This is a genomic window from Anaerofustis sp. LCP19S3_F7 (genome assembly GCF_052119445.1).
Lineage (GTDB): Bacteria > Bacillota > Clostridia > Eubacteriales > Anaerofustaceae > Anaerofustis > Anaerofustis butyriciformans.
The window spans coordinates 112,015-130,292 of sequence record NZ_JBQKFF010000003.1; the positions used below are offsets into that span (position 1 = coordinate 112,015).

The 18,278-nt window shown below is 31.9% G+C and carries 30 protein-coding genes; 5 read left to right on the plus strand and 25 right to left on the minus strand.

The genetic code is table 11. The features are described 5' to 3' along the window. Positions 1-2 precede the first annotated feature (2 nt). From rplO to rpsJ, 21 genes are read right to left on the minus strand one after another with little or no spacing between them, the layout of a single operon-like run. Positions 3-443, minus strand: coding sequence for a 50S ribosomal protein L15 (gene rplO / locus ACTQYZ_RS05320; RefSeq protein ID WP_138268585.1), 441 nt, complete (start codon positions 441-443; stop codon positions 3-5). 16 nt (positions 444-459) lie between these two features. Further along, the gene (gene rpmD / locus ACTQYZ_RS05325; protein WP_329383628.1) at positions 460-657 is read right to left on the minus strand and encodes a 50S ribosomal protein L30; all 198 of its coding nucleotides are present in this window, start codon (positions 655-657) and stop codon (positions 460-462) included. Between the two features lie 5 nt (positions 658-662). After that, positions 663-1,166, minus strand: coding sequence for a 30S ribosomal protein S5 (gene rpsE / locus ACTQYZ_RS05330; protein WP_138268587.1), 504 nt, complete (start codon positions 1,164-1,166; stop codon positions 663-665). A 17-nt stretch (positions 1,167-1,183) separates the two neighbouring features. Continuing rightward, positions 1,184-1,552 carry a 50S ribosomal protein L18 gene (rplR, locus tag ACTQYZ_RS05335; RefSeq protein WP_138268588.1) on the minus strand — a complete coding sequence of 123 codons (369 nt, stop codon included), beginning with the start codon at positions 1,550-1,552 and terminating at the stop codon, positions 1,184-1,186. 12 nt (positions 1,553-1,564) lie between these two features. Then, positions 1,565-2,104 (minus strand): 50S ribosomal protein L6, encoded by a 540-nt coding sequence (gene rplF / locus ACTQYZ_RS05340; protein ID WP_441023383.1) that lies wholly within the window; start codon positions 2,102-2,104, stop codon positions 1,565-1,567. 25 nt (positions 2,105-2,129) lie between these two features. Then, positions 2,130-2,528, minus strand: a complete 399-nt coding sequence (gene rpsH / locus ACTQYZ_RS05345; RefSeq protein WP_138268590.1) for a 30S ribosomal protein S8 — start codon at positions 2,526-2,528, stop codon at positions 2,130-2,132. Positions 2,529-2,567: 39 nt separating this feature from the next. After that, the gene (locus tag ACTQYZ_RS05350) at positions 2,568-2,753 is read right to left on the minus strand and encodes a type Z 30S ribosomal protein S14 (RefSeq protein ID WP_007050816.1); all 186 of its coding nucleotides are present in this window, start codon (positions 2,751-2,753) and stop codon (positions 2,568-2,570) included. An 11-nt stretch (positions 2,754-2,764) separates the two neighbouring features. Then, entirely contained in the window at positions 2,765-3,307 is a 543-nt protein-coding gene (gene rplE / locus ACTQYZ_RS05355; protein ID WP_138268591.1) for a 50S ribosomal protein L5, read from the minus strand. Positions 3,308-3,323: 16 nt separating this feature from the next. After that, positions 3,324-3,632 carry a 50S ribosomal protein L24 gene (gene rplX / locus ACTQYZ_RS05360; RefSeq protein ID WP_138268592.1) on the minus strand — a complete coding sequence of 103 codons (309 nt, stop codon included), beginning with the start codon at positions 3,630-3,632 and terminating at the stop codon, positions 3,324-3,326. Positions 3,633-3,645: 13 nt separating this feature from the next. Then, positions 3,646-4,014 carry a 50S ribosomal protein L14 gene (rplN, locus tag ACTQYZ_RS05365; protein WP_138268593.1) on the minus strand — a complete coding sequence of 123 codons (369 nt, stop codon included), beginning with the start codon at positions 4,012-4,014 and terminating at the stop codon, positions 3,646-3,648. A 29-nt stretch (positions 4,015-4,043) separates the two neighbouring features. Then, positions 4,044-4,298 carry a 30S ribosomal protein S17 gene (gene rpsQ / locus ACTQYZ_RS05370; protein WP_007050812.1) on the minus strand — a complete coding sequence of 85 codons (255 nt, stop codon included), beginning with the start codon at positions 4,296-4,298 and terminating at the stop codon, positions 4,044-4,046. Between the two features lie 20 nt (positions 4,299-4,318). Next, on the minus strand, positions 4,319-4,519 hold the full coding sequence (gene rpmC, locus ACTQYZ_RS05375; protein ID WP_138268594.1) for a 50S ribosomal protein L29: 201 nt from the start codon (positions 4,517-4,519) through the stop codon (positions 4,319-4,321). After that, positions 4,519-4,956 (minus strand): 50S ribosomal protein L16, encoded by a 438-nt coding sequence (rplP, locus tag ACTQYZ_RS05380; protein ID WP_441416158.1) that lies wholly within the window; start codon positions 4,954-4,956, stop codon positions 4,519-4,521. Before rplP ends, rpmC begins: the two co-directional genes overlap by 1 nt. 34 nt (positions 4,957-4,990) lie before the next feature. Beyond that, a complete protein-coding gene (gene rpsC, locus ACTQYZ_RS05385; protein ID WP_441416159.1) occupies positions 4,991-5,632 on the minus strand; it encodes a 30S ribosomal protein S3 in 642 nt (213 codons plus the stop codon). A gap of 16 nt (positions 5,633-5,648) precedes the next feature. Continuing rightward, positions 5,649-5,984, minus strand: coding sequence for a 50S ribosomal protein L22 (rplV, locus tag ACTQYZ_RS05390; RefSeq protein ID WP_138268597.1), 336 nt, complete (start codon positions 5,982-5,984; stop codon positions 5,649-5,651). Between the two features lie 21 nt (positions 5,985-6,005). After that, the gene (gene rpsS, locus ACTQYZ_RS05395) at positions 6,006-6,284 is read right to left on the minus strand and encodes a 30S ribosomal protein S19 (protein WP_441416160.1); all 279 of its coding nucleotides are present in this window, start codon (positions 6,282-6,284) and stop codon (positions 6,006-6,008) included. 10 nt (positions 6,285-6,294) lie between these two features. Beyond that, complete coding sequence (gene rplB, locus ACTQYZ_RS05400) at positions 6,295-7,128, minus strand: 50S ribosomal protein L2 (RefSeq protein WP_138268599.1); 834 nt, start codon at positions 7,126-7,128, stop codon at positions 6,295-6,297. A 14-nt stretch (positions 7,129-7,142) separates the two neighbouring features. Next, positions 7,143-7,430: a 50S ribosomal protein L23 gene (rplW, locus tag ACTQYZ_RS05405; RefSeq protein WP_207734408.1), complete on the minus strand. Its 288-nt coding sequence runs from the start codon at positions 7,428-7,430 to the stop codon at positions 7,143-7,145. Then, positions 7,430-8,047: a 50S ribosomal protein L4 gene (gene rplD, locus ACTQYZ_RS05410; RefSeq protein WP_441416161.1), complete on the minus strand. Its 618-nt coding sequence runs from the start codon at positions 8,045-8,047 to the stop codon at positions 7,430-7,432. The genes rplW and rplD overlap by 1 nt, the downstream gene beginning before the upstream one ends. A gap of 25 nt (positions 8,048-8,072) precedes the next feature. Further along, positions 8,073-8,708: a 50S ribosomal protein L3 gene (rplC, locus tag ACTQYZ_RS05415; RefSeq protein WP_441023391.1), complete on the minus strand. Its 636-nt coding sequence runs from the start codon at positions 8,706-8,708 to the stop codon at positions 8,073-8,075. A gap of 43 nt (positions 8,709-8,751) precedes the next feature. Beyond that, the gene (rpsJ, locus tag ACTQYZ_RS05420; RefSeq protein WP_138268603.1) at positions 8,752-9,060 is read right to left on the minus strand and encodes a 30S ribosomal protein S10; all 309 of its coding nucleotides are present in this window, start codon (positions 9,058-9,060) and stop codon (positions 8,752-8,754) included. 406 nt (positions 9,061-9,466) lie between these two features. Here rpsJ and ACTQYZ_RS05425 point away from each other — a divergent pair, with 406 nt between their 5' ends. Further along, positions 9,467-9,823: an arsenate reductase family protein gene (locus ACTQYZ_RS05425; protein WP_441023393.1), complete on the plus strand. Its 357-nt coding sequence runs from the start codon at positions 9,467-9,469 to the stop codon at positions 9,821-9,823. 20 nt (positions 9,824-9,843) lie between these two features. Here ACTQYZ_RS05425 and ACTQYZ_RS05430 read toward each other — a convergent pair whose 3' ends face one another. Beyond that, complete coding sequence (locus ACTQYZ_RS05430) at positions 9,844-10,107, minus strand: DUF6809 family protein (RefSeq protein ID WP_441416162.1); 264 nt, start codon at positions 10,105-10,107, stop codon at positions 9,844-9,846. A 239-nt stretch (positions 10,108-10,346) separates the two neighbouring features. Here ACTQYZ_RS05430 and ACTQYZ_RS05435 point away from each other — a divergent pair, with 239 nt between their 5' ends. Next, positions 10,347-10,925, plus strand: coding sequence for a DUF5662 family protein (locus ACTQYZ_RS05435; protein WP_329383665.1), 579 nt, complete (start codon positions 10,347-10,349; stop codon positions 10,923-10,925). A 30-nt stretch (positions 10,926-10,955) separates the two neighbouring features. Here ACTQYZ_RS05435 and ACTQYZ_RS05440 read toward each other — a convergent pair whose 3' ends face one another. After that, the gene (locus tag ACTQYZ_RS05440) at positions 10,956-12,176 is read right to left on the minus strand and encodes a Y-family DNA polymerase (RefSeq protein ID WP_441023396.1); all 1,221 of its coding nucleotides are present in this window, start codon (positions 12,174-12,176) and stop codon (positions 10,956-10,958) included. A 186-nt stretch (positions 12,177-12,362) separates the two neighbouring features. Between ACTQYZ_RS05440 and ACTQYZ_RS05445 the strand changes: the two genes are divergently transcribed. From ACTQYZ_RS05445 to ACTQYZ_RS05455, 3 genes are all read left to right on the plus strand, one after another. Beyond that, positions 12,363-12,587, plus strand: a complete 225-nt coding sequence (locus ACTQYZ_RS05445) for a FeoA family protein (RefSeq protein ID WP_138268608.1) — start codon at positions 12,363-12,365, stop codon at positions 12,585-12,587. A gap of 1 nt (position 12,588) precedes the next feature. After that, on the plus strand, positions 12,589-14,598 hold the full coding sequence (gene feoB / locus ACTQYZ_RS05450; protein WP_441416163.1) for a ferrous iron transport protein B: 2,010 nt from the start codon (positions 12,589-12,591) through the stop codon (positions 14,596-14,598). Positions 14,599-14,731: 133 nt separating this feature from the next. Next, complete coding sequence (locus ACTQYZ_RS05455; protein ID WP_441416164.1) at positions 14,732-16,354, plus strand: hypothetical protein; 1,623 nt, start codon at positions 14,732-14,734, stop codon at positions 16,352-16,354. A gap of 53 nt (positions 16,355-16,407) precedes the next feature. On the opposite strand, the gene pgsA is transcribed toward ACTQYZ_RS05455, so the two are convergent. Continuing rightward, a complete protein-coding gene (pgsA, locus tag ACTQYZ_RS05460) occupies positions 16,408-16,947 on the minus strand; it encodes a CDP-diacylglycerol--glycerol-3-phosphate 3-phosphatidyltransferase (protein ID WP_138268612.1) in 540 nt (179 codons plus the stop codon). Continuing rightward, positions 16,947-18,278, minus strand: a complete 1,332-nt coding sequence (rimO, locus tag ACTQYZ_RS05465; protein ID WP_441416165.1) for a 30S ribosomal protein S12 methylthiotransferase RimO — start codon at positions 18,276-18,278, stop codon at positions 16,947-16,949. The genes pgsA and rimO overlap by 1 nt, the downstream gene beginning before the upstream one ends.

The following is an 18,278-nucleotide window of genomic DNA, read 5'->3' on the forward strand; positions in this document are numbered from 1 at the left end:
TATTATACCTCTACTTTCCCGCCTGCTGCTTCTATTTTTTCTTTAGCTGATTTACTTACTTTATCAACTTTAACAGTTAAAGGAACAGTAATTTCTCCGTTTCCTAAAACTTTAACATATTCATATTTATTTTTAACCATACCTAGTTCTTTTAAAAGATCATTAGTTACAACGCTGTCTTTTTCAATTTCATTTAATCTGTCAAGATTAACAACAGCAAATTCTTTTTTGAAAGGATAGTTAGAGAAACCTCTTTTAGGAACTCTTCTTGTTAGTGGCATTTGACCACCTTCAAATCCAGGTCTTACTCCGCCGCCTGAACGTGATTTTTGTCCGTCTTGACCTCTACCTGCAGTTTTACCTCTACCTGTAGCTGTACCTCTACCTTTTCTAATAGTCTTTCTTGTTGAACCTTCAGCAGGTTTTAGCTCGTGTAATCTCATTATTGCTAACCCCCTATTATATTTCTTCAACGTCTAACATGAAGTCCATTTTTTGACAAATACCTCTCATTTGAGGATTATCTTGTTTTACAACGCTTTGACCGATTTTTCTTAGTCCTAAAGCTTCAATACTTTTTCTTTGTTTTTCATTTCTACCTATTAAGCTTTTCTTAAGCGTAATCTTTAATTGTTTTTCTCCAGCCAATTCTCTCACGCTCCTTATCCTAAGATTTCTTCTACAGTCTTACCTCTTTTTTTAGCAACTTCTTCAACTGTTACTAAACCAGATAAACCTGCTAATGTGGCTTTTACCATGTTGCTTGCATTGTTTGAACCTAAAGATTTAATTCTGATATCTTTGATTCCAGCAAGTTCGATTACTGCACGGGCAGGACCACCAGCGATAACTCCTGTACCTTTAGCAGCCGGTTTCATTAACACTTTTCCGGCACCAAATCTTCCGATTGTTTCGTGAGGAATTGTTGTGCCTGATAAAGAAACTTCAATCATGTTCTTTTTAGCATCAGCAATGCCTTTTCTGATTGCTTCAGGAATTTCAATGGCTTTACCAAGGCCTACACCTACGTGGCCGTTTTCATCGCCTACTACTACAAGAGTACTAAAACGGAAATTTCTACCACCTTTAACAACTTTTGTTACTCTGTTTATGGCAACAACTTTATCTTTTAAATCTAATTCTTCAGGATTAAAATTTTTATTCATTCTTCCCTTTAGCCTCCTTAAAATTCAAGTCCAGCTTCTCTTGCACCTTCAGCTAGAGCTTTTACTCTACCTTCATATACATAACCGCCTCTGTCGAAAACGCATTCGCTAATGTTATTTTCTTTAGCATTTTTAGCGATTTCTTTACCAACCAATGTTGCACTTTCAAGTTTTGGTAACTTAGCGCATTCTTCTTTGATTGTAGCATCTAAGCTTGAAGCAGCTGCAAGAGTTACTCCGTTTACATCGTCAATAAGCTGAGCATAAATTTGCTTATTGCTTCTAAAAACATTTAGTCTTGGTCTTTCAGGAGTGCCGCTAATCTTATTTCTTACTCTAAGATGTCTTTTCTTTCTGATTTCATTTTTATTAACTTTTGATATCATCTATTCGCCCTCCTATTTACCTGATTTTCCTTCTTTAATTCTTACTCTTTCGTCAGCATATCTAACACCTTTACCTTTGTATGGTTCAGGACTTCTTTTAGCTCTGATATTAGCAGCATGTGCGCCAACGAATTGTTTATCAATACCTTTAACGATAACTGTGTTTTGTCCTTCAACAACAGTTTCGATACCTTCTGGATCTTCCATTTCTACTGGATGAGAATATCCAAGGCTAAGTACTAATGTTTTACCTTGTTTTTGTGCTCTGTAACCAACACCAACAATTTCAAGTTTCTTTTCAAAACCATCAGTAACACCAATTACCATGTTTTGAATTAAAGCTCTTGATAAACCATGAAGTGAACGATGTCTTTTATCTTCACTAGGTCTTTTTACTTCTAACACATTATCATTAATTTCAATAATGATATCTTTATCTATAGCTTGTGTTAATTCACCTTTTGGGCCTTTTACTGTAACTACGTTATTTTCGTCAACTTTTACATCAACTCCAGCTGGTAAATTAACAGGTGCATTTCCTACTCTAGACATAATCTATTTCTTCCTCCTATTTTTTCTACCATACGTAGCATATTACTTCGCCGCCAACGTTATTTTTTCTAGCTAATTTGTCTGTCATAACGCCTTTTGAAGTTGATATAATTGCTACCCCTAAACCATTTAAAACTTTTGGTAAGTCTTCATTTGAAGCATAAATTCTAAGACCTGGTTTAGAAATTCTCTTTAAGCCTGCGATTACTTTTTCACCGTTTTGACCGTATTTCAAAGTAATTTTAAGCATGCCTTGTTTATTATCTTCTATAAAATCTACTTTCTTTATATAACCTTCTTCTAATAAAATGTTTGCGATAGCTTTTTTAATATTAGAAGCTGGAACCATTACATCTTTGTGTCCTGCGTTATTTGCGTTTCTAATTCTAGTTAGCATATCCGCAATTGGATCTGTCATAGACATATTAGAAAACCTCCTTAATTACTTTCTTTAAAATTATTTCTACCAACTTGCTTTCTTTACGCCAGGGATTTCACCTTTGTAAGCAAGTTCTCTAAAACATATTCTACAAATACCATATTTTCTTAGGTAAGCATGAGGTCTTCCGCATATTTTACATCTTGTATATGCTCTTGTTGAATACTTTGGTGTTCTTTTTTGCTTTTCTACCATTGCTTTTTTAGCCATATCTTATCCTCCTATGCTTCTTTGAAAGGCATACCCATTAATTTAAGTAATTCATAGCCTTCTTCATCTGTATTTGCTGAAGAAACGAATGCGATATCCATTCCTCTTAATTTTTCAATTTTATCATAATCTATTTCAGGGAAGATAAGTTGTTCTTTAATACCTAAAGAATAATTTCCTCTTCCGTCAAAACTCTTTGGATTTACACCTCTAAAGTCTCTGATTCTTGGAATAGCAACATTTAGAAGTCTATCAGCAAATTCATACATTCTTTCACCTCTAAGTGTTACTTTCGCACCAATTGTCATACCTTCTCTTAATTTGAAGTTTGATACTGATTTTTTTGCTTTAATCATAACTGGTTTTTGTCCAGAAATTAAAGCAAGTTCGTTTGCAGCTGCTTCCATTTGTTTAGAGTTGTCTTTACAATCCCCAAATCTCATGTTAATAACGATTTTTTCAAGTCTTGGTACTTGCATTACGTTTGTATAGCCGAACTTTTCAGTAAGTGCATTTATAACTTCAGCTTTGTATTTTTCTCTTAATCTACTCATTAATTACTGCCCCCTACTATTTAAAAGTTGCATTGCATTTTTTGCAGTATCTTTCTTTTTTGCCGTCGTTAACTTTTACACCTGTTCTAACACCTTTTTTGCAAGTGTCACAGTATAATAAAACGTTTGAAGCATCAATAGGACATGCTTCTTCGACAATACCTGCTTGTTGCATTTGATTTGTTGCTTTTAAATGTTTTTTTCTTACATTTACATTTTCAACTATTACTCTGTTTTCTTTTGGAAAGCTTTTTATAACTTTGCCAATAGTTCCTTTATCTTTACCAGAAATAACAATTACTTTATCATCTTTCTTTACATGCATTATAAAAGCCTCCTTATAGTACTTCCGGAGCTAGTGAAACGATTTTCATAAATTTCTTACTTCTAAGTTCTCTAGCAACAGGTCCGAAAATACGTGTTCCTCTTGGTTGATTATCTTCTTTTAATATAACAGCAGCGTTTTGATCAAATTTGATATAAGTACCGTCTGGTCTTCTAACACCGCTTACAGTTCTAACGATAACAGCTTTTACAACATCACCTTTTTTTACCATTCCGCCTGGAGCAGCACTTTTAACACTTGCTACGATAACATCACCGATGTTAGCAGTTTTCTTTTTGCTTCCTCCAAGAACTCTGATACATAATAGTTCTTTTGCACCACTGTTATCAGCTACTTTTAATCTACTTTCTTGTTGTATCATTCTTTAAACCTCCTTAAAACGCCGAAAGGCTATTTAACCTTTTCTACGATTTCAACTAATCTATGACGTTTTGATTTGCTAAGTGGTCTTGTTTCCATAATTTTAACAATATCGCCAACATCACACATGTTTTGTTCATCATGAGCCATAAACTTAGTTGTTTTCTTTACACGCTTTTTATATAATGGATGGTTTACCATTGTTTCAATAGCAACAACGATGCTTTTATCACCTTTGTTTGAAACAACCTTACCAATTCTTACTTTTCTATTTCCTCTTTCCATATTATCCTACCTAAAAATTACTAAGCGTTAGCTTGTAATTCCCTTTCTCTAAGCACAGTTTTCACTCTAGCGTAGTCTTTCTTAACTTCCTTAATTTTTAAAGGATTATCAAGTTGTCCTGTTGCATGTTGAAAACGTAGATTGAATAATTCTTCTTTTAAAGAGATAAGTTGATTATTTAATTCTTGTTCACTCATATTTCTAATATCTTGCGCTTTCATTATGCTTCACCACCTACTAATTTTTCTTGTTCTGCTCTAGTGATAAATTTTGTCTTGATTGGTAGTTTATGTTGAGCAAGTCTCATAGCTTCTCTTGCTGTTTCTTCATTTACACCAGCAAGTTCAAACATAACTCTACCTGGTTTTACAACCGCTACCCAATATTCTGGAGCACCTTTACCTTTACCCATACGAGTTTCGGCTGGTTTCTTTGTTACAGACTTATCTGGGAAAATTTTAATCCAAACTTGTCCGCCTCTTTTGATATATCTTGTCATGGCGATACGGGCTGCTTCAATTTGATTTGAAGTAATCCAAGCTGGTTCTAGTGCTTGAATACCATATTCACCATAAGTTATTTTATTACCTCTCGTAGCTTTTCCTTTCATTCTGCCACGATGTACTTTTCTATGTTTTACTCTTTTAGGCATTAACATAACTGTTATTTATCCTCCTTAATTGAAATACTAATTATTCACCTTTAGTTGGAAGAACTTCGCCTTTGTTTATCCAAACTTTAACACCGATTTTTCCGTATGTTGTATCTGCTTCCGCAAAACCATAATCAATATCGGCTCTTAATGTTTGAAGTGGCACGTTTCCATCACTATATTGTTCAGTTCTTGCCATTTCAGCACCATTTAATCTTCCTGAAACGCTTGTTTTGATACCTTCAGCGCCACCTCTTAAGGCTCTGCCGATAGCTTGTTTCATAGCTCTTCTGAAAGAAATTCTTCTTTCAAGTTGTGCTGCTATATTTTCTGCAACTAGTTGAGCGTCACAGTCAACATTTTTAACTTCGATAATGTTGATATAAACATTTTTGCCTGTCATTTTTTGAAGTTGTTTTCTTACAGCTTCAATACCAGAACCGGCTTTACCAATAATTTTTCCAGGTTTACCTGTGTAGATAAAGATTTTAATCTTTTCACCGAATCTTTCAATTTCGATTCTTGAAATACCTGTATTATATTGTGTTGTTTTAATATATTTTCTAATATTGTAATCTTCTACTAATAAGTCTCCAAAGTCTTTATCTTTAGCATACCATCTTGAAGACCAATCTTTGATTACGCCAACTCTTAAACCATGTGGATTTACTTTTTGACCCATTTAGATTTTCTCCTCCTTATGCTCTTTCTTTAAGAACTACACTAATGTGTGAGCTTCTTTTTAATATCATAGACGCTCTACCTTGAGAACCAGCTCTAAATCTTTTTAGTGTAGGTCCTTGATTAGCACTAATTTCAGAGATATATAGCTTTGTAACGTCCATATCATGATTATTTTCAGCATTTGCTGCTGCTGATTTTACTACTTTTTCGATTTCTCTTGCAGGTTTGTTACCTGTAAGTTTTAAAATATTAATAGCTTCGCCTAAATCTTTACCTCTAACTAAAGAAGCAACTCTTTTTACCTTAATAGGTGAAACTCTTAAATATTTTGCAGTTGCTTTTGCTTCCATTTATTTTCCTCCTATTAAGCCTTATTTAACACCTGTTTTCTTTTCGCCTGCATGGCCTCTGAATGTTCTTGTTGGTGCGAATTCACCAAATTTATGTCCTACCATATCTTCAACAACAAAGATTGGAACATGTTTTCTACCGTCATGAACTGCAACGGTATGTCCTACCATTTGAGGGAAGATTGTACAATCACGAGACCAAGTTTTTACTACTTGTTTATCGCCACTTTCATTCATTGCTTCTATTCTTTTTAGAAGTCTTTCATCCACGTAAGGGCCTTTTTTAGTTGATCTACTCATCTCCTACCTCCTATTTACCGTTTCTTCTTCTTACAATGTATTTATCAGAATGTTTATTTTTCTTACGAGTTTTATAACCAAGTGTTGGTTTACCCCAAGGAGTAACAGGACCACTTCTACCGATTGGAGCTTTACCTTCCCCACCACCGTGTGGATGGTCGTTAGGGTTCATAACAGAACCTCTTACTGTTGGTCTAATACCCATATGTCTTTTTCTACCAGCTTTACCGATAGTAATAATTTCATGTTCAAGATTTCCTACTTGACCGATTGTAGCTCTGCATTCTTTTCTTACAAGTCTCATTTCGCCAGAAGGAAGTCTTAATGTTGCATAGTTACCTTCTTTAGCCATTAATTGAACATAAGTTCCGGCACTTCTTGCCATTTGAGCACCTTTTCCTGCTTTAAGTTCAATATTGTGAAGAATTGTACCAACAGGAATATCTTCAAGATTTAATGCATTACCTACTTTAATATCAGCATCTTTACCTGACATTACTGTATCGCCAACTTTTAAGTTGTTAGGAGCGATAATATATCTTTTTTCGCCATCAGCGTAGAATAATAATGCAATGTTTGCACTTCTGTTTGGATCGTATTCGATAGCATTTACTTTTGCTGGAATACCATCTTTATTTCTTTTAAAATCAATGATTCTATATTTTTGTTTAGCACCGCCACCATGATGTCTAACAGTGATTCTACCGTTGTTGTTTCTTCCGGCAGTTTTTGTTTTCTTAGAAACAAGTCTCTTTTCTGGAGAAGTCTTTGTGATTTCTTCAAAAGTAGAAACTGTCATACCTCTAAGACCTGGTGAGGTTGGTTTATATTTTTTAATACCCATCAGTAATAGCCTCCTTAGATATTTTCAAAGAACTTAATTTCTTTACTAGCTTCTGTTAAAGTAACAATAGCTTTTTTCCAATTAGCTCTTCTACCTTGTGTTCTACCCATTCTTTTAACTTTTCCGTTCATGTTCATAACATTAACTTGTTTAACATCAACATCGAAAATTGCTTCTACAGCATCTTTAATTTGATACTTGTTTGCATTTTTCATAACTTTGAATGTGTATTTTTTGTTTGCTGCATCAATCATACTTTGTTCTGTAACGATTGGTTTAATAATAATATCATGAGGATTCATTATTTATATACCTCCTCTATTTTGTTTAATGCATCTTTAGTTAAAACTAAATTGTTGTATTTTAACATTTCATATGCGTTTAATGTTCCAACTGTTGAACATTTAGCATCTTTAATGTTTCTTACTGAATTAACAACATTTACGTCATTTTCATCAATAACAACTAAAGTTTTATTAATGTTTAAGTTTTTGAACATATCAATAACTACTTTAGTTTTTGGAGCTTCAAGCTTAAGTTCATCAATGATGAATAATTCTTTATCGCTTGCTTTAGCTGAGAATACAGATTTCATAGCTAATCTTCTCATTTTTTTGTTAATGCTTTGAGAATAATCTCTTGGTTTTGGAGCAAATGCTACCCCACCACCAGTCCAAACTGGGTTTCTTGAAGAACCAACTCTAGCTCTACCTGTACCTTTTTGTCTCCATGGTTTTCTTCCGCCTCCACGCACTTCTGCTCTTGTTTTAGCACTTTGAGTACCTTGTCTTTGATTAGCAAGGTAAGCTTTAACATATTGATGAACAACTGGCATGTTAGGCTCTATTTCAAAAATTTCAGCGTTTAAGTCAACGCTTCCAACTACTTCGCCTTTTATGTTTAATACATCTGCTTTCATTTCTATCCTCCTTACCTAGTACTCTCTATTTAGAAGCCTTGATACTATCAGTAATTGTTACGATAGAACCATTAGACCCTGGAACAGCACCTTTAACAAGGAGCATGTTATTTTCACTATCAGCTTTAACAACAGTTAAGTTTTGAACTGTTACTTTTTCGCTACCCATATGTCCGGCCATTTTCTTACCCTTCATAACTCTACCAGGGAAAGAAGCTCCACCCATAGCACCAACTACTCTATGAGATTTACTACCGTGCCCCATAGGACCTCTTGATTGACCGTGTCTTTTGATAGCACCTTGGTATCCTTTACCTTTGCTGATACCTGTAATATCAATTTTATCTCCGGCTTCAAATACATCAGCTTTGATTTCATTTCCAACTTCATAACCTGAACAATCTTCAAATCTGAATTCTTTGATTTTTCTTACAGGTTTAACACCTGCTTTTTCAAAGTGACCTTTCAAAGGTTTGTTTACATTTTTTTCGTTAATTTCACCGTAACCAAGTTGTACAGCTTCATAACCGTCCTTTTCGATTGTTTTAACTTGTAATACACAGCAAGGACCAGCTTGTAATACAGTTACTGGAATAACTCTTCCGTCTTCTGCAAAAACTTGAGTCATTCCGACTTTTTTAGCCATAATAGCTTTTTTCATGTTTTTACCTCCATTAGCGGACTACTTTTTGGTAGTCATAATTTTATAACTTGATTTCAATGTCAACACCAGCTGGTAAGTCTAATTTCATTAAAGCTTCAACAGTTTTTGGTGTTGGGTTAAGGATGTCTACAACTCTCTTATGAGTTCTCATTTCAAATTGTTCTCTAGAATCCTTATATTTATGAACCGCTCTGATGATTGTAACTACTTCCTTTTGTGTTGGAAGTGGAATAGGACCAGATACTTCCGCTCCTGTTCTTTTTGCTGTGTCAACAATTTTAGCTGCTGACTTGTCAATCACTGCGTGATCATAGGCTTTTAACTTAATTCTGATTTTTTGATTTGCCATACTTTCTTCCTCCTAATTATGATTCGACAGTACGACCATGCTTGATACACTGTTCCGTGTGTTTCACTTGTGAGTTAGACGCACAAAAACACCAAGCATGCCGCCCCATTCTAGATGGTGACATACTCCACGGAAAAACCCGTTCACACGGCAACCTCCCGCTTCAACGCATTTTCTTCTGTCATAGCCTACTAATAATACACTATAAAACCCCATAATGCAAGGCTTTTTTTACATTTTTTTTATTTTTTTTATAAAAATTTTACGTAAAAAAATTGTAACATTTATCAATAATTTTTACCATATTTTTTATTAATAAACAAAAATTTTTTTAAAAATTTATTTTTTTATTTTTTTATGTATAATAAAATATGAAATAAAATAAAAATATTATGGAGAAATTAAAATGAAATATTTATTTTTAGAATACCCAAAATGTTCTACATGTAAAAAAGCAAAAAAATGGCTTATTGAAAATGATATTGATTTTACATCAAGACATATAATCGAAGATAATCCCACAAAAGAAGAACTTACAGAGTGGATTAAAGAAAGTAGCCTACCAATAAAAAGATTTTTTAATACAAGCGGTATGAAATACAGAGAACTTAATCTAAAAGATAAATTAAAGGAAATGAACGAAGATGAAATGATTTCTCTCTTGTCCACTGACGGCATGCTTGTAAAAAGACCTATAATAATAGGTAAAGATAAAATACTTACAGGATTTAAAGAAAAAGAATGGGAAGAATATATAAAATAAAAAAGGAGCATGCTCCTTTTTTATTTATAAACTTCTGCCATCGTCTTTACTCCCAATTTATACCCTTTTATATATGCCTCCCTAAGCTCTAAAGGATATAAACTTATCCATCTTTCTAAAATCTTATAAAATTCATTTTGCATATTTTCATCTAGCTTTTTTATAAAATTCTCTTCCGTTTTAGTCATCTCTCTAAGTTCTAAAGCATATTCATCCAAAGCAATTTTCATCTCTGCATAAGGATTTATATTGCCCTCATATAAATCTTTTAATATACCACTCATACCAATCCCTCATTTTTATCAATATTATTTTTTTATCATAAAATAATATGAATAAAATTTTATTCTGATTTTATTATATACACGAAAAACATTTAGACAATAATATGAAGCAAACAGGTCACATTTTAGTCACAATAGTTACATTTGTCTTAAAAAAGTAAAATTTAATATTTTGAATAACATTATAAGTTTATTTCTGCTATAATAAAAATGCAGATTTATAAAACAGGAGTGAAACAATGAACAAACTTTGGGGACATTTTTATACCATCACAAGACACAAAATTATAGTTTTAAAAACCTGTTTTAAAGCAGGATTATACAAACAAGGTCTACTTCATGACCTTTCGAAATACAGTTTTATAGAATTTGGGCGAGGTGTAAAATACTACCAAGGAGGTAAAAGAAGCCCAATAAACAAAGAAAAAGAAGTCAATGGATATGCACTAGGCTGGCTTCACCATAAAGGAAGAAATAGACATCATTTTGAATATTGGATAGATTATAAACCTAATCCTCACGAAGGAATAATGGGTGTAAAAATGCCTAAAAAATATGTTGCAGAAATGGTAATTGATAGAATAAGTGCTTCAAAAAATTATTTAAACGGAAATTATAAAGAAGACGAACCTTTAAAATACTGGCTAAAAGGAAAAGACTTCTATATTATTGACGAAGACAGCAAGAAACTTACAGAATATCTTCTTATTATGTTAAGAGATAAAGGTGAAAAAGAACTTCTACATTTTATAAAACATACATTAATGAAAGAAAAAAATAAAGATTATAAGTTTGACGGAGATAAATTAGTATTATAAAAAAAAAAGAGAATATTAATATTCTCTTTTTTATTCCCATTTATCTTTTATTGATTTACTAACCTTCCCCTCAGGCATACCTCTTTTTATTATATCTTTACCATAACTCTCTCTAAGTTTATCCATAACTTTTTCAACTTTTCCCATTTTATCATTTTCAGCATTATTTTCAATTAATGACAGTTGAGATACTGTATTTTCACTTATTCCGGATATACTAACACCAAGCAGTCTTACACTGTTTCCGTTCCATAATTCATCAAATAATAACAAAGCCTGCTTATAAATTGTATCAGTGGAGCTGGTATAAAATGACAATGTCTTTCTATGTGAAAATACTTTAAAATTACTATATTTTATTGTAACAACAATAACATTTCCTTTTACACTTTTCCCTCTAAGCCTCGAACCTATACTATCGCATAAAGCAAGGATAATTTTTCTTAGTTTTAAAATATCAGAAGTATCTTCACTTAAGGTTGTACTATTTCCAACAGATTTTATTTTTCTTTCAACTTCTACTTTAGAATCATCTATGCCATGAGAATAATTATAAAGCATTATCCCCTGTGAATTTTTAAAGTGATTAATAAGATACTGCAAAGAACAATTACTAAGTTCACCAATTGTATTTATTCCAAGCTTATTAAGTTTTTCTTTTGTTTTTTTACCGACCATAAAAAGATTATCTATACCAAGGGGGTATAATTTTTCTTCAAGCTCATCTGGGAAAAGAGTTATTACTTTATCGGGCTTTTCTAAATCCCCTGCCATCTTTGCAAGAAGTTTATTACATGAAACTCCCACATTCACACTAAATCCAAGCTCTTTTTTTATTCTTTCTTTTATTTTATATGCAACTTCAACAGGATGACCAAATAGATTTATGCTCTCGCTCATATCCAAAAATCCTTCATCAATGGAAAACCTCTCTATTTTATCACTATACATTGAAAGAAGTTCAAACATTTTATTTGAATACATCCTATAAATTTTAAAGTTAGGTTTAGCTATTACAAGATTAGGACAAAGCCTCTTTGCCTCAAACAAACTTATTCCAGTTTTTATACCATATCTTTTTGCCTCTTCTGATTTTGCAAGAACAACACCTTTTCTTGCTTCTTCATCGCCACCTATCACAGAAGCAACTTTCCTTAAATCCAAAAAGTCCGGATTGATTTTTTTATTATACGCACAGTGCCATGATAAAAACGCAGAATTAACATCAATGTGAAATATAATTTTCTCCATTTTTCTTACTCACCTTTCTTATAATAAAATATACCACACAAATGGGAATAAAACAAACATTTGTTCATGGATGAAAATATTTTGTTAGTTTTCACTAATAACAATGCTCTTTCCCATTGACTTAAATATTATATTGAATGTATAATCAAAAACGGAACAAACGACATAAAAAAGAAGGGATAAAAAATGACTTTAGACAAACTTGAAATTGGTCAAAAAGCAGTAATAAAAAGTACAGGCGGAGAACCTGCCATAAGAAGAAGACTTTTAGATATAGGACTAATACCTAAAACAGTGGTATTTATCAGAAAAGTAGCCCCTCTTGGAGATCCGATAGAAATAAATCTAAGAGGTTTTGAACTTACTTTAAGAAAAGAAGACGCAAAAAAAATTGAAGTAGAGGTGCTTTAGTATGAAAAGAACCTTTGCACTTGTAGGTAATCAAAACTGTGGAAAAACAACATTATTTAATGCCCTTACGGGAAGTAATGCTCATGTTGGAAATTTCCCAGGTGTTACAGTAGACAAAAAAGAAGGTCCAATAAAAGGACATGAAAACATAAACCTTGTAGACCTGCCGGGTATATATTCACTTTCACCTTATACAAGTGAAGAAATAGTTACAAGAGACTTTCTAATGGAAGAAAAACCTGATTTAATAATAAACATCATAGATGCTTCCAATATAGAAAGAAATTTATATCTTACACTTCAACTACTTGAATTAAATATTCCAATGGTTATTGCACTTAGCATGATGGATGAAGTGATAGCCTGCGGAAATAGTATAGATATAGATACAATCTCAAAAAGATTAAATGTAGAATGTATTCCTATCCAAGCCGCAAAAAATCAAGGAACAGAAGAACTTATTGCCGTTGCAACGGACTTACTTGAAGAAAATGCATATAGAGGCAAAATTGATTTTTGCAGCGGATATATTCACAAAGCAATACATTCAATATCTCATATAATAGAAGCAAATGCAGAAGAAAAAAATCTTCCTGTAAGATTTTGTGTTTCAAAAATAGTTGAAGGTGATTCCTTAATGGAAGACAAACTTGAACTTAGCGATGCAGACAAAGATATAATAATGCACATTGTAGACGAAATGGAAAAAGATGTAGGTCTTGACAGAGCCGCTGCAATTGCAGAAATGAGATATGATTTTATAGAAAACCTATGTAGCGATACTGTACATAAAGTCTCTCATACAAAAGAACATATTAAAAGCGTAAAAATAGATAATTTCCTTACAAACAAATACTTTGCAATACCTATTTTTATACTTATTATGGGAGCAATATTTTATCTAACATTTGGAGTTATCGGCGCATTTTTAAGCGATGCATTTGAACTTTTACTTGAACACATAAAAGTTCTTTTAAACGGAGGACTTACAACACTTCAAATAAACCCGACACTTCGTTCATTAATAATAGACGGAGCATATAACGGAATATCATCTGTATTATCGTTCTTACCTATCATTGTAACGTTATTCTTCTTCTTATCATTACTAGAAGACAGCGGATATATGGCAAGAATAGCATTTATTATGGACAAGCCATTAAGAAAAATAGGTTTAAGCGGTAAAAGCTTTGTTCCTATGTTAATAGGCTTTGGATGTTCTGTTCCGGGAATTATGGCAACAAGAACTCTTACAAGTTCAAGAGACAGAAAAATGACGGTGCTTTTAACACCTTTTATGTCATGCAGTGCAAAACTTCCTATATATACTGTATTTGCAGCAGCATTTTTTGGAGATAATCTTCCTCTTGTAATGATTTGTTTTTATCTGCTTGGAATATTAACAGCTGTATTTTCAGGATTTTTATTAAAAAATACAATTTACAAAGGAGAATCAATGCCTTTTGTAATGGAACTTCCTCCATACAGACTTCCATCAATCAAATCTCTTACAAGACTTAGTTATGAAAAAGCAAAAGATTTTGTAACAAGAGCATTTACTATAATATTTGTTGCCAGTGTACTTATATGGTTACTTGAAAACTTTGATTTTAGATTTAATATGGTGGACAACCCATCTTCAAGCATACTTGCTTCAATAGGAAACTATCTTGCAATAATTTTTAAACCTTTAGGTTTTGGAGATTGGAAATTCGTAACTTCACTTATTGCAGGATTTAGTGCAAAAGAGGTCGTTGTAAGTACACTTGCAGTACTTACGGGAAGTACACTAAATACATTACCTCAAATTTTAAGCACAATGCTCTCTCTTCCTGCTGCAATATCATTTTTAACATTTACGCTTCTTTATATGCCTTGCGCAGCAGCTTTTGCAGCAGCAAAAAGAGAAATAGGTTCATTTAAAGGTGCTGTTTTAACTGCTATGTACCAAACAGGAATAGCTTATGTAATTGCTTTAATAGTTTATAATATAGCAAAACTTATTTTATAAAAAACAAGCAATATGCTTGTTTTTTATTTATAAAGAAACTAAAGAACAAGTATATTATGTTTATTGTTAAAAAAAAAATATTATGATATAATTTATTATCAGTAAATTTTTAATCCCCAAACAGAGGTTTAACATGAAACTTAAAATAAATTCAAAAAGAAAAATTGCATTAATAATATTAATATTTTTATTTATAGCTGGATGCTTTACGCAATTATACTCAACAAATACATATTATAAAATGGATAAAGTAGAATTTTACAACTTAGATGAAGAAGAAATATCCGCAAGATATTATAAAGGTTCTACCAACATGGGTGTATTTATAGCAAATGATTTAAGCGCCAACGCAAAAGACACATGGTTTATGGTTGAAGAATTTGCAAAGCTTGGTTACAGCGTTTATGTTTTTGATTATCCAAGTCAAGGACATTCTGATGGACACATAGAATTTGGATATAAACAAAATGAATACTTGGCAGAACAATATTATTCGGCTATTGTAGCATTTTCGCAAATGGCAAAACTAAATGAAGAACACATACATATTGTAGCAGTAGGTGAAAGCGCAAGAACAGCTCTTCAAACAGCAACTAAAAGATTTTTCAACCCTAAAGATTTAACATTAATTTCAACTAAAACAAATGTACTTGGAAAAATCGATTTAGATGTAATTAACTTTGTAAAAGAAGAAAATGTTACGTTCATGAAAGAACTTAATGCTTCAAACCCCGGAGAAAATATTCACTTAATAACATCAAACTTAAATGATCAATCAAGTGTTAAAGAAAACGAAGCTTTAAAAACAAGACTAGAACAAGGAAAAACAGGAAGCACCGAAGAAAATGAAGTAACTTTAACAGTTGCACAAAATGTTTTACCAACAAATGAAATTACAAGCAGCAAAATAATAAAAGAAACAGTAAGTTATATAGCTCAAAGGGATGGATATAAATATACTCCAAGCAAATTTTTAACATTAAAGACAATGTTACCTGCAGCACTTTGCGTAATTGCTTTCTTTATAATATTCCTTTCTTATAAAATAGTTGCAAAAGATTATTATAAAGAAAAAGGATCAATACCTTTTAACAAGGAATTTGTTATATCAAAACTTTTAGCAATAATACCATCATTAATCATGGTGTTCCTGCTTCCTGTAGCACTATACTTTTTATTAAGCCCTATTATGTCAATTCCGTATTACACTTTAGTTAAATTATCATTGTTATCATGCTACGGAATGATTATATTTTATCTATACTACAAAACAAACTTTGCATGCGATATAGGAAGTCAAATATTCTATAAAGACCCTAAAAAGAATGTAAAAGGGGGTTTAATTGTAGGTCTTGGCGTAATTGCAATGTTATACCTTCTTTCAGTTGCAGGCTGCAATGTTGTTTTCAACATTACGTCAATAAAAGTATTTTGGCTAATACTTTCAACAATACTATGTTATTTTATATTCTACATAGAAGAAAGAGAAAAAGAAGTCATGATAGCAACACAAATGCAAAGATTTATAATGTCATGTTTTAACTTCCTTATTATTCCTATTGTTGCCATAGTAATGTTAATAATAGGTCAATTTTCAATTGCAATAAGTTTTATGGGACTTGTTTTCCTACTTGTGTTTGTACTTGCAGTTGGAAAACTATTAAAAGCCGTTGATTCACCAACGAGACTAAACGCATTTATTCAAGCTTTAATATTAAATGCATTAATACTTGCACAAACAGTTTTATTCTTCTAAAACAAAAAGCCTCTTTATAGAGGTTTTTTTTATAAAAAAAGAGTAATTTAAAATTACTCTTTTACATTAAATAAACTTCTGTTTAAATATAAATAATTTACTCCTGAAACTACAGTTAAAATTAATGCTATATACATAAGCCCTAAAGAAATATTAAAGATAATATTACTTAAAGCTGAAAAATGCATTAATACCAATGCTATCATTTGAGTAGTCGTTTTTAACTTGCCTATTTTGTCAGCTGCTATAACAACTCCGGCAGATGCAGCAAGAACTCTAAGACCAGTTACAATAAACTCTCTTGCAAGAATTACAATTACAACCCATGAAGGAATAAAGTTTATTTCAACAAAGCAAAGCATCGCTGCCATTACAAGAAGTTTATCTGCAAGAGGGTCAACAAATTTCCCAAAATCTGTAACCATATTACATCTTCTTGCAATCTGACCATCAACAAAATCTGATATTGAAGCAATGATAAATATCGCTCCAGCAATCATATAATTATTTTGTATACCTGTAAGCATCATAAAAACAACATATACAGGTATCATAAAAACTCTGAATAACGTAATTTTATTTGCTAAATTCATTATATCGTCCTTCCTATTAAATCATATTCCATTGAATCTTCTATTAATATATCATAAAACCCACCTATTTCTAAAGGTTTATGGGCATAAATATAAACTTCTCCGTCAATTTCAGGACAATCCATATAGCTTCTTCCTATATAAACGTTATCTTCTCCCTCTACTTCTTCTTCAACAAGAACCTCTAATGTCTTATCTAGATACATTTCCATAAGCTCTTCAGAAACTTCTTCTTGAGCTTTCATAAGCTCAACATATCTTTCTTCTTTAACTTCTTCATCAATTTGGTTATCCATATTGTAAGCAGGCGTTCCCTCTTCTCTGGAATATTTAAAGAACCCTACTCTGTCAAGTTGATATAACCTTATAAATTCCAAAAGTTCTTCATGTTGCTCTTTTGTTTCTGATGGAAAACCTGTAATAAATGTAGAACGGATTTTTATTCCTTCAACATTCTTTCTTAATTTCCTTATAATAGAAAGTATATCTTCTTTTGAAGTCCTTCTTCCCATTTTCTTTAATATATCATTATTAATATGTTGAAGAGGCATATCTATATATTTTACAACTTTATCAAGTTTTGCAAGTTTGTCGATAAGCTCATCTGAAATAGTTTCAGGATAAATATATAAAACTCTTATCCACTTTAATCCCTCAATATTATTTAATTCCTCAAGCAAATCAGGAAGTCTTCTCTTACCATATAAATCAGTACCATATTCTCCAACATCTTGAGCTATTAAGATTATTTCTTTTACACCTCTTTGGGCAAGTCTTTTTGCCTCAGATACTATATCTTCAAGCTTTCTGCTTCTTTGTTTCCCTCTGATACTTGGAATGACACAATATGTGCAATGTTTATCACATCCTTCACTTACCTTTAAATAAGCCGTATATGAAGGTGTAGACAATATTCTGTCTGTTTCAACAATAGGACAATTTATATTTTCAACATTAACTAAAGTACTTTCACTATCTTTATCAAGTTTTTCAAGAACTTTTGCCATATCATAAAATTCACCTGTTCCAACAAAAGCGTCAACTTCAGGTATTTCCTTTAATAACTCTTCATGATATCTTTGCGCAAGACATCCAGTGACTATTATTTTTACTTCATTTCTGTCTTTTTTTACCAAAGTAGCTTCAAGTATCGAATTAATGCTTTCTTCCATTGCATCATGAATAAAAGTACAAGTATTGATTATTATATAATCGCTTATTGTTGCATCATCAACAATTTCATACCCTTGCTCTTTTAATAAATACATTATATTTTCACTGTCTACGGTATTCTTTGGACATCCCAAAGTTAAAATAAATACTTTTTTCAT

Coding starts and splice junctions, on each gene's coding strand:
- rplO (WP_138268585.1), bottom strand. CDS start 443: ATGAGATTACACGAGCTAAAACCTGCTGAAGGTTCAACAAGAAAGACT.
- rpsE (WP_138268587.1), bottom strand. CDS start 1,166: ATGAATAAAAATTTTAATCCTGAAGAATTAGATTTAAAAGATAAAGTT.
- rplR (WP_138268588.1), bottom strand. CDS start 1,552: ATGATATCAAAAGTTAATAAAAATGAAATCAGAAAGAAAAGACATCTT.
- rplF (WP_441023383.1), bottom strand. CDS start 2,104: ATGTCTAGAGTAGGAAATGCACCTGTTAATTTACCAGCTGGAGTTGAT.
- rpsH (WP_138268590.1), bottom strand. CDS start 2,528: ATGTCTATGACAGATCCAATTGCGGATATGCTAACTAGAATTAGAAAC.
- ACTQYZ_RS05350 (WP_007050816.1), bottom strand. CDS start 2,753: ATGGCTAAAAAAGCAATGGTAGAAAAGCAAAAAAGAACACCAAAGTAT.
- rplE (WP_138268591.1), bottom strand. CDS start 3,307: ATGAGTAGATTAAGAGAAAAATACAAAGCTGAAGTTATAAATGCACTT.
- rplX (WP_138268592.1), bottom strand. CDS start 3,632: ATGCATGTAAAGAAAGATGATAAAGTAATTGTTATTTCTGGTAAAGAT.
- rplN (WP_138268593.1), bottom strand. CDS start 4,014: ATGATACAACAAGAAAGTAGATTAAAAGTAGCTGATAACAGTGGTGCA.
- rpsQ (WP_007050812.1), bottom strand. CDS start 4,298: ATGGAAAGAGGAAATAGAAAAGTAAGAATTGGTAAGGTTGTTTCAAAC.
- rpmC (WP_138268594.1), bottom strand. CDS start 4,519: ATGAAAGCGCAAGATATTAGAAATATGAGTGAACAAGAATTAAATAAT.
- rplP (WP_441416158.1), bottom strand. CDS start 4,956: ATGTTAATGCCTAAAAGAGTAAAACATAGAAAAGTACATCGTGGCAGA.
- rpsC (WP_441416159.1), bottom strand. CDS start 5,632: ATGGGTCAAAAAGTAAATCCACATGGTTTAAGAGTTGGCGTAATCAAA.
- rplV (WP_138268597.1), bottom strand. CDS start 5,984: ATGGAAGCAAAAGCAACTGCAAAATATTTAAGAGTTTCACCTATTAAG.
- rpsS (WP_441416160.1), bottom strand. CDS start 6,284: ATGAGTAGATCAACTAAAAAAGGCCCTTACGTGGATGAAAGACTTCTA.
- rplB (WP_138268599.1), bottom strand. CDS start 7,128: ATGGGTATTAAAAAATATAAACCAACCTCACCAGGTCTTAGAGGTATG.
- rplW (WP_207734408.1), bottom strand. CDS start 7,430: ATGAATCCTCATGATATTATTATTAAACCAATCGTTACAGAACAAAGT.
- rplD (WP_441416161.1), bottom strand. CDS start 8,047: ATGAAAGCAGATGTATTAAACATAAAAGGCGAAGTAGTTGGAAGCGTT.
- rplC (WP_441023391.1), bottom strand. CDS start 8,708: ATGAAAAAAGCTATTATGGCTAAAAAAGTCGGAATGACTCAAGTTTTT.
- rpsJ (WP_138268603.1), bottom strand. CDS start 9,060: ATGGCAAATCAAAAAATCAGAATTAAGTTAAAAGCCTATGATCACGCA.
- ACTQYZ_RS05425 (WP_441023393.1), top strand. CDS start 9,467: ATGAAATATTTATTTTTAGAATACCCAAAATGTTCTACATGTAAAAAA.
- ACTQYZ_RS05430 (WP_441416162.1), bottom strand. CDS start 10,107: ATGAGTGGTATATTAAAAGATTTATATGAGGGCAATATAAATCCTTAT.
- ACTQYZ_RS05435 (WP_329383665.1), top strand. CDS start 10,347: ATGAACAAACTTTGGGGACATTTTTATACCATCACAAGACACAAAATT.
- ACTQYZ_RS05440 (WP_441023396.1), bottom strand. CDS start 12,176: ATGGAGAAAATTATATTTCACATTGATGTTAATTCTGCGTTTTTATCA.
- ACTQYZ_RS05445 (WP_138268608.1), top strand. CDS start 12,363: ATGACTTTAGACAAACTTGAAATTGGTCAAAAAGCAGTAATAAAAAGT.
- feoB (WP_441416163.1), top strand. CDS start 12,589: ATGAAAAGAACCTTTGCACTTGTAGGTAATCAAAACTGTGGAAAAACA.
- ACTQYZ_RS05455 (WP_441416164.1), top strand. CDS start 14,732: ATGAAACTTAAAATAAATTCAAAAAGAAAAATTGCATTAATAATATTA.
- pgsA (WP_138268612.1), bottom strand. CDS start 16,947: ATGAATTTAGCAAATAAAATTACGTTATTCAGAGTTTTTATGATACCT.
- rimO (WP_441416165.1), bottom strand. CDS start 18,278: ATGAAAAAAGTATTTATTTTAACTTTGGGATGTCCAAAGAATACCGTA.